Below are 9666 nucleotides of genomic sequence, written 5' to 3'. Positions count from 1 at the left end.
TGATTACGTTTTGCTTGTTCAGTTTTCAAGGTTCATTTTGTCGCCGCTTTCTCAGTAGCAACTTTTATATAATATCATGTCGCGAACTCTGTGTCAACAACTTTTTTATTTAATTTAACTTCGTTGTTTTTCAGTAGCTGTCTTAACGACTTGTATAATACTACACTCTTAATTTAAAAAGGTCAACACTTTTCCTGAAAAAAATCCATAGTTTTTCAATTCATTGAGAAGCTTCCTATATTATTAAGAAAACAATTTAATATTAGACTCACAATCTAAAGTTATTTAATGTTATATTGTTATCCGTATTTGATAAACTTCTTATTTGGATCACTATGAAATTATTTTCAACCCTATATTATGGAGTCAAATGATGTTCCCTTTGAAAGAAAGGACTTACCCACCCTTATGTAGTTCGTCTATCTCCAGCTGAAAATTCTCCGCTTCCTTATCTCTGGTGTTTGGGCTTCATGCCGAACAAAAAAGTGAGGAGCGATGCATAAAGCGCATACTCCTCACTCTTCACCTATTGTTTTACATAATAGTCTATTTGCTGAGCCTTCATAAAGCCTGCCTTCTCATAAACTGAAAGCGCCTTTTTATTGTCAATTTCTACATCTAGCATGACGAATTTCGCTCCAATTTTGCTCGCATAATCTTTCGAAAATGAAAGCATCGCAGTACCTACACCTTGCCCCTCACGGTTTGGATGAACTGCCAATGCTGTAACCCATTGAATTTCATTTTCCTGGGCAGTCGTTACTGTTCCAACTATTTCTCCATCTTTCCGCGCTACCCACAACTTTCGTCCATTCGTTGATGTATTAAAAGTGATTAGCTCCTCAGACTCTTCAGGTAGATCTCCAAACGCTGCACTATAAATAGCAATCAGCTCTGCCTGTTCACCTGTATAAGGAATGATTTCGATATCATTCTTTAATTCAACTGACTCTGCTCTTGTTTCTAAAGTGGCTTCTGAAAAGCTATATGTAAAGCCCTTCTTTTCAATAAATGTGTCTCCAAAAGGTGAGCCATCTATCACTACCGCCAATTGACCTTCTGCCCCACGCTCTTCGAGGCCGGTCTGTAAAGCATCCATTAAAGCAGTTCCAATTCCCTTTTGACGGTACGTAGGTATTACAACTAAAGACCACTCATATGTATGAAGGCCCATTAAATCTATTGCACTAGCTGCACCAACTAATACATCTTTGTCATCTTCATACGCAAGTACCATAAAGCCTTTCGATTCAAAGGAACTCGCCATAGGCAAACCCATAGCAGTTTCATACACACGATAATCATGTGTAGTCGCTTCTTCACACAATAATTTTAACTCATTTAGTGTTTCCCCATCTAACGGAAAAGACACTGTCATCACAGAAATATTCATCATTTACTCCGTTCTTGTATCAAACTATTGCCCTATTGTAGCAAGAAAGAAAATAAGCTGGCAACAAATTATATTAGTCTCTCGCAATTATTAAAAATTTTATTCCAAATATAGTGAGATTAAAAAGTTTTATATAATTTTTGACAGTCATAAACTGAAAATCACTAGAATAAGGTATAGATCTTTAAACAACCCTATCATCTGAAGGCCCGTTTTCCGCCGTGGGTGAACGTCGAGTCGCTCCCTCATCTAAGAGAGTTATTACCATTTGTATTTTTATCCATAATTATACTATTTTTATAAATAAATTACATTTAGATTATGAGATAAAAGTCAATATTTCAACTAAAAAAGAGCGATCTCATAATTTTGAAATCGCCCTTTCTTATATTTGAGGAATGTGATCGACACCTACATCTTTACTTTCACACTACTCATCAAGATGGTGGGATGAAGATTGCAACATCTGCGCGTAGATGCCACCGGATTCCATTAACTTTTGTTGGGGTCCCGCTTCAACTAACTCACCTTTATGCATAACAAGCACAATATCAGCATTGTGCACTGTATTTAAACGGTGAGCAATAACAAAGCTTGTGCGTCCCTGCATTAAAACATCAAGAGCCTCTTGAATTGCAAGCTCAGTAACAGTATCTATACTACTTGTCGCCTCATCCAACAACAAAATTTTCGGGTCAGCAATCAATGCTCTTGCTATTGACAATAACTGCTTTTGACCTTGCGAAATTCCACTGCCGTCTGCGGCAAGTACTGTGTCATAGCCATCCTTTAGCGTCATGATAAAGTCATGTGCATTTGCACGCTTCGCCGCTTCCTCTATCTCTTCATCACTAGCATCTAATCGACCATAACGAATATTTTCACGTACAGATGCTTCAAACAAAAACGGATCCTGTAACACAAAGGCCATTTGCGAGCGCAATGCTTGTCGTTCTATACGCTGAACGTTTACACCATCAAATAAAACCTCACCCTTTGACACTTCATAAAATCTTGCAATAAGCTGCAAGATCGTTGTTTTCCCCGCTCCAGTTGCCCCAACAAGTGCTACCGTTTGTCCGGGCTCCACGTTAAAATTAATATCCTTCAAAGTGTAAGCTTTCTCTGCTTGCTCATATTTAAAGTACACATGCTGAAAGCTCACCTGTCCTAATAGCTTATGCTTCTGTGCTGAAGCAGCTTCCTCTTCAGGCTGTTCATCCAGTAACGCAAATACACGTTCAGCACCAGCAATCGCTGACAGCACGGTATTAAATTGATTGGCCAAATCATTTAATGGTCGTGTAAATTGCCTTGCGTATTCTGTAAAAATAACAATTACTCCAATTGATACTTGCCCATAAAAAGCAAGTACACCGCCAATACCAGCTACAATCGTAAAACTCATATTGTTTAAAAAGTTCATGACCTTTGGAATATACCCAGAGTATGTTTGCGCCCAAAAGCCAGTACTTTTTAATCGTAAACTTTTTTCGCGAAACTCCGCTTTCATGCGTTCCTCTTGTGAGAAAGCTTTCACAATTCTCTGGCCCGATATCGTTTCTTCAATCATGCCATTCAAAGCTCCTATAGCCGCCTGCTGTTCTTTAAACAAAGGTGCTGTTCTCCGGGTGATCCAACGCATTGCCCAAAACATAATTGGTATAATCGTCATTGTTAATACCGTAAGTAAAGGGCTTAAACTTAGCATGATGATCACTGTTCCTGTAAGCGTAATTACACTAGAGAACACTTGGATAAAGGAGCTATTTAATGTTGAGCTAACTGCTTCAATATCATTCGTCATCCGACTCATTAATTCTCCATGCTGACGACGATCAAAAAAGGCAATCGGCAGCCTTTGGAAATGAGCAAATACACTCGTTCGTAATCTATAAATGGTTTGTTGGGCAACACCAATCATCCAATAGTTTTGCAAAAATAATGATACTGCTAATAGCGCATAAATGCCGATTAACAGCATAATCCCCTTCTCTAGTCCTGCAAGCTCTCCATGAGTTACGTACATGTCAATCATTTTACCGATTAAATACGGCCCGAGGAGAGATAAAATGGAACTCGCCAAGACAAGTAACAACACAATAATTAGTAGTACACGTTGTTCATCAACTATCTTCCATAAACGTAGTAGTGTACTTTTCCAATCTGTCGCACGAGGTCCCTTCTTTTTCTTAACAACTTGCTTCACATCATCTTTCGTCAAAATCGGCTCATAGCCAAAAGGCTTTTGGAAAAATCCCATTATCCCTCCACCTCCTGTTGAGAGATTGCGATTTTTTTATAAAGCACTGACGTTTGCAAAAGTTCTTCATGCGTCCCGTACGCGACCACTTTTCCTGCATCAATGAGTAAGATGCGACTTGCACCTTTAGCTGTCCGAATTTTTTGAGTGACCACTAGCATTGTTGCTTGTTCCTCACTCAAAGCTTCCCATAACGCCTGCTCCGTCTTAACGTCAAGCGCACTTGTACTATCATCAAGCATTAATATATGCCCTTTTCTTAATAACGCTCTTGCAATCGATAGTCTTTGTTTTTGACCGCCTGAAAGATTGACACCCTTCTGACCGACTTTTGACTCGTAACCATTCGGGAAATCCTCCACAGAAGCATGGATTTGCGCTTGCATCGTAGCCTGTAGCACCGCATCCATTTCAGCCTCTGCATCGCCCCAACGAACATTATCAGCAATACTTCCTGTAAATAATAAAGATTGTTGCGGAACATAGCCGATGATTTCGCGCAGTTCTTGTAAATCCCATTGCTGTACATCTTTTCCCTCTACTATTATTTTGCCTTCTGTCACTTCGTAGAAACGAGGAATAAGCTGTAACAGTGTTGATTTCCCTGCACCTGTTGCCCCCATAATGGCAAGCTTTTCACCAGATCTCACTCGAAAGCTTACATCAGATAGTACAGGCGAGTCTCCCCCAGGATAAGTAAAGCTAACATGCTCAAAAGCTAATTCTCCAAAATTCAAGCCTATAGAAGTTTTCTCTGAAGATGATGGTAGCTCAATCTCATCCTCAGTTGAAAGGACTTCTGCCATACGCTCTGCAGAGGCTTTTGCACGCGCATAAAAAATAATAATAAAGGCAAACATCGAAAACGAGCCTGTCATACGCATTGCATAATTGACAATGGCAACAACATCTCCAAGCGGTGTTGTACCTGAAGCTATTTGTTTTGTCCCAAACCACAGTACTGCAAGTAGACTCATATTCATGATGAATAACAGCACAGGCATAATATACTCCATTGTGCGTAAAGCCTTTACAGTATCTATTTTTAAGCGTGAGGCAACTTCATCAAAACGAGAGGCTTCATATGCACCGCGTAAATAAGCCTTCACTAATCGAATAGCCTGTAAATTTTCCTGTAGTACACGATTCAAACGATCCACTCTCTTTTGCACAAGTCCAAAATAAGACACGCCTTTTGCCACCATAAAAATAAGAAAAATCAAAATAATCGGTGCGCCAATAACTAAAAATAACGCTAATTTAGCATTTACAACAAAGGCCATAACGATGCTGCCAACAACGGCAAGTGGTGCACGAAGCATAATACGCAAACTCATAAACAGTACCGTCTGAACTTGCGTCACATCATTCGTTAACCTTGTAATAAGAGAAGCTGTTGAGAATTTCTGATAAGTAGCTAATGTAAGGGATTGTATTTTTTCAAACAATGCATTTCGTAAATCATAGGAGAAACTCTGTGCTGTATGCGATGAAAAATATGAATTTACGACACCAGCTATAAAGGCTACGAAAGATAAGCCAAGCAAAACAATTCCCCATTGCCAAATCATCCCTTGATTTTGAGCTCGTACTCCATCATCTATGATTTTAGCCATGATAAGTGGCTGAGCGAGCTCCACAAACAATTCCAACAGCATTAAACAAAACGCAATAAATGCAGTCCATTTATAAGGCTTTACATAGGAAAAAATTTCTTTCACATTCTTCCCCCTTGCTTTTAGTAAAGGAGTTCCACAAATTTCAAAAATAGTGAATAGCTCCTATACAAATAGTATTTTTATGCTTTTCCTCCACCTACAGAAAGCCATGTTACATCTACAAGCATAACGAAAACACCAGCTAATTACCAAAAACCTAGATGTACCAAACATGATAACTGAAATAACCATTGCTGTTAGAGGTTCAATTCTAGAAAGGATACTTGTCTCAACTGCTGTGATGTATTTCATGCTACATCAATTATACGGCCGGAGGGTTAGGCCAACACGATAATCCCCCAATATGCATTCCTCAGCCGACAACAAGTAGTACACTCCATTCTTTCATTAAACATGCAGGACATAATGTGTAGAATGCAAACGCGAGACCAACAGCTACTCCCACAATAAGGCTTTGCTACTAACTAGAAAACCCTCAAATGAAGCGTTCGTTAGTAGGAGAAAATAACCTAAAAGTGTATCAATAATCCCTAACACTTGATATTTCGGTGACCGTTTCTTTAAACTAAGAGAGTCTCACCACCCTTTTAGTGGGAGTCTTCTTCTAAATGAAGATAAATATGTAAGTAGTATAATACCTGTGACAGATAAACGAATTGTTAAACATAAAGGAGACTGTCAATGGCGTATGGTTGAGTATCTACTCCATTAAAGGTCAGTCGCTCCCATAAAATCGCACCGGAGACGATAAAAACTATTCCTTTCAACCATTCCATACAATTCTTACTTCCTGTATATATACTAAAAAATGTTATTATTCTTCAATTTTTTCCTTATTACCCGCTAAAAAAGTCCCAAAATCTCGTATTATCAAATATTTACAATCATATTCATAATGACTAATTCCCGATAATTAACTATAATAATAGTATATATAGATTACTCAAGGAGATCGAATAATCATGAGTCTTATGCATAAATCATTTACGATCGATGAACATTATTTAAATTCACTTCCTTTTCCTGCTATTGTCATGAATCAAGATGGACAAGTTATAAATTTGGGAAAGCTTGCTGAACAACTATTTGATTTTTCAGCTACTACTATTAAAGAACATACCACTTCATTCATTCATGAAAATTTACTACGTCAGCTTTCATTAGAAACCTTTCAAGCCATTTTGCAAAATAATGACAGCACGTATATTAATCAAATTCAACTGAAAACGTATACAAATGAAGAAATTACAACAGCACTACTAGCTAAACCATTTACTGAACAAGGGGAGCATTTCGTTCTTATGATGTTCATGCTACCAGAGTTAATGATTAATGCTGTCTCAAGTAGCAGCACTCTCGTAGACTTAAAACAGGGATTAGACTCGACATTTATGACAGTTACACTTGATCATGATGGCTTCATTTTAGAATGTAATAATGAATTTCTAAAAACGAGTCAATGGACACCAAAACGCGTGATTGGAAAAACGTTTTGGCAGCTATTCCCTGAAAATAGAGAAAATGAAAAGATCACAAATACCATTTGGCGTAATTTAAACAATGGCCATACTTGGCAAGGTGAAATTGAAAAAGTTACAAAAACAGGTCAGCCTTATTGGGTACTACTTACTGCTATCCCAACATTTAACCTTGAAACAAATGAGCAACAATTTTTATTAATTGAAAAGGATATCACCAAGTCCAAGACAATACAACATCAGCTTGAAAAAATCGCTTATATCGATACAGAAACAGGTCTTATGAATGCACATCGACTCGAAAAAGTGATTTCTAATATGATTGAGGATGAAAGAAACTTTTCTTTTGTCTATTTAAGTATTGATAAATTTTATACATTAAAAGAGTTACATGATCAGCATATCGATCAAAGTCTTATTGTAGAGTTTACAAATCGTATAAAAATGTACTTCCAAGATAGCACAATGGCGCGTATTAACGAAAATGATTTTGTCGTGATTACACCATTAAGTGAATGGTTTATTCAAGGCTTCCTGTCTTACTTACAACAACATCCAATTTATAACAGTAATGTTGCTGTCCCTATTTCTATCAGTGGCGGAATTACACGTTATCCAGAGGATCAAACTACATTCTCCCAACTAATGAAGGCATCCATTGCTACTATTACAACTGTCCGTGAAGCAGGTGGCGATAAAGTCGTCTCACTATCCAAAGCAACACATAAAGCATTAAATCGTAAATCCTTAATTGAAAAACGTTTACTTCAGGCTCTTGATCAAAAAAACCTAAAAGTTCTCTATCAGCCGCAAATTGATGTTAATACAGGTAAAATTACAGCTGTAGAAGCACTAGTTCGTTGGGAAGATGAAGTAATTGGTGTTGTCTCACCTGATGAGCTTATTCCAATTGCTGAGGAAACTGGTCTTATTAATAATATCGGTTCCTTTATGCTAGAAAAAGCTTGTGAACAAGCACTAATCTGGAAAAAAGCTGGTCTAGATTTAAAAGTATCCATTAACTCTTCTGTACGCGAATTCCGTGATAAAAACATGGCAAAGTCAATCCTTGGAACTTTGGCAAAGACCGGCTGTCCTGCAAGCCTTATTCAAATCGAAATTACAGAGAAATTCGCCCTAGAAGCAGAAGCTGCTACCTTTATCACACAACAAATGCGTAAGCTTGAAAATGAAGGTATTTCCTTTATACTGGATGATTTCGGTACCGGATATGGTTCATTTAGATATATGCAGATTCTACCAATAGATACATTAAAAATCGATAAAGCATTTACAAGTTCTTTATTAAAATCCGAAAAAACTCAAAAGCTAATGCACGGCATGGTGCAACTCGGAAAATCTATGGAACTTAAAGTTGTAGCAGAAGGTGTCGAAACTGCTGAACAAGCAGACCTTTTAACTACTTATGGCTGTGATGCAATTCAAGGTTACTATATTAGTAAACCAATCCATGCAGAGGACATTGAAGCACTACTAGTTAAATAGTTGATTTGAAAAAGGAGGTTACGTTTAAGAACGTAACCTCCTTCTTTATAATTGTTCTATCCGCCGTGCTAACCCCTACATTTGATGTAGAGTCTTATTTCTTGTAGACCTTTTGGAATCTCGCCTTACCTGTACGAACAGAACGGAAAATAAGCTGTATTAATACCTCTGCAAATACAAGTCCTATAACGATAGCACCTGTAATTAAAAATGCCTTTAATCCATACTGTAGCCCTTGTACATAATCATCCTCTACAACATTTCTCATTGCATTATAAGCCATGCCCCCCGGAACTAACGGGATAATACCACCGACAATAAAAATAATCATTGGCATTTTGAAGCGTCGAGCATACAAATGGGAAACGATAGCAATTATAAAAGAGCTAAAGAATGAGGCATTTACTATATCCATGCCATGCTCAGTTAGGATGAAGTAAATCATCCAGCCTACTACCCCAACAAAACCACAATAAATGAGGGTTCTTCTAGGTACATTAAAAATAACTGCAATACCTGCAGTCGCAAAAAAACTAAGAATCAACTGTACAATATAGTCCATGTCGTCTGCCTCCTAAAACGATAGAGTGACGGCAATAGCTGCACCAATTGCAAAAGCTGTTAAAAAGGCCTCTACGCCCTTTGCCATCCCTGAAATAAAATGACCTGCCATTAGATCCCGAACTGCATTCGTAATTAAAATACCTGGTACCAGTGGCATAACGGAGCTAATAATAATTTTATCTATCTCCGCACCATGGCCATATTTCACTGAAAAGACAGCAATATATCCTACTACTAACGAAGCCGTAAATTCAGAGAAAAATTTCACTTTTGTTAAGTCATTTATCAATAAAAGCACTAGGAAGCCTAACCCCCCTGCTAAACATGCAAAAAGGAAATCAGACCATCCTCCCTTAAACATTATAAGGAAACAACCACTCGCAAGAGCTGCTGATATGACTTGAATATATATTGGTAAAAAATAATTTGTTTTTTGTATCGACTTTAGCTCGTCATAAGCTTCTTCTAATGTTATCATGTGAGATGTGAGTCTCCGAGATACTGAATTTACCAAGGCTATTTTTTGTAAATCTGTTACCCTGTTGGAAATTGATTTGATTCTCGTTGGCTGTGTCTTGCCCAACGAAAAAATGATTCCTGTAGGTGTGGCATAACATTGCGCATCCAGCATATTTTGAGAATGTGCCATGCGTAGCATTGTATCCTCCACACGGTATGTTTCTGCACCACTTTCAATCATAATTCGACCTGCAAGCAATAAACAGTCAATCGTAAATTCATTATCCACTTCATGTAAAACCATTACAGTTATCTGCCTCCTTT

6 protein-coding genes are annotated in these 9666 nt (G+C 37.7%); 1 reads left to right on the top strand and 5 read right to left on the bottom strand.

Features of this window, described 5'->3' with window-relative positions; genetic code table 11:
- Positions 1 to 526: 526 nt before the first annotated feature.
- From ACZ11_RS14845 to ACZ11_RS14835, 3 genes are all read right to left on the bottom strand, one after another.
- Entirely contained in the window at positions 527 to 1396 is an 870-nt protein-coding gene (locus ACZ11_RS14845; protein WP_236690882.1) for a GNAT family N-acetyltransferase, read from the bottom strand.
- Between the two features lie 427 nt (positions 1397 to 1823).
- Complete coding sequence (locus ACZ11_RS14840) at positions 1824 to 3656, bottom strand: ABC transporter ATP-binding protein (protein ID WP_049667328.1); 1833 nt, start codon at positions 3654 to 3656, stop codon at positions 1824 to 1826.
- Complete coding sequence (locus ACZ11_RS14835) at positions 3656 to 5377, bottom strand: ABC transporter ATP-binding protein (RefSeq protein ID WP_049667327.1); 1722 nt, start codon at positions 5375 to 5377, stop codon at positions 3656 to 3658. The genes ACZ11_RS14840 and ACZ11_RS14835 overlap by 1 nt, the downstream gene beginning before the upstream one ends.
- Positions 5378 to 6297: 920 nt before the next feature.
- On the opposite strand from ACZ11_RS14835, the gene ACZ11_RS14830 reads away from it, so the two are divergent.
- A complete protein-coding gene (locus ACZ11_RS14830; protein ID WP_049667326.1) occupies positions 6298 to 8319 on the top strand; it encodes a GGDEF domain-containing phosphodiesterase in 2022 nt (673 codons plus the stop codon).
- Between the two features lie 94 nt (positions 8320 to 8413).
- Here the strand turns inward: ACZ11_RS14830 and ACZ11_RS14825 are convergent, their stop codons facing one another.
- Together ACZ11_RS14825 and ACZ11_RS14820 are read right to left on the bottom strand one after the other, a co-directional pair.
- Positions 8414 to 8881 carry a threonine/serine exporter family protein gene (locus ACZ11_RS14825; protein ID WP_049667325.1) on the bottom strand — a complete coding sequence of 156 codons (468 nt, stop codon included), beginning with the start codon at positions 8879 to 8881 and terminating at the stop codon, positions 8414 to 8416.
- A gap of 12 nt (positions 8882 to 8893) precedes the next feature.
- Positions 8894 to 9646 (bottom strand): threonine/serine exporter family protein, encoded by a 753-nt coding sequence (locus ACZ11_RS14820; RefSeq protein ID WP_049667324.1) that lies wholly within the window; start codon positions 9644 to 9646, stop codon positions 8894 to 8896.
- Positions 9647 to 9666 lie beyond the last annotated feature (20 nt).

The sequence above is a fragment of the Lysinibacillus xylanilyticus genome, from assembly GCF_001183605.1.
GTDB classification, from domain to species: Bacteria; Bacillota; Bacilli; order Bacillales_A; family Planococcaceae; genus Lysinibacillus; species Lysinibacillus xylanilyticus.
This window is presented reverse-complemented; position numbering and strand designations above follow the sequence as displayed.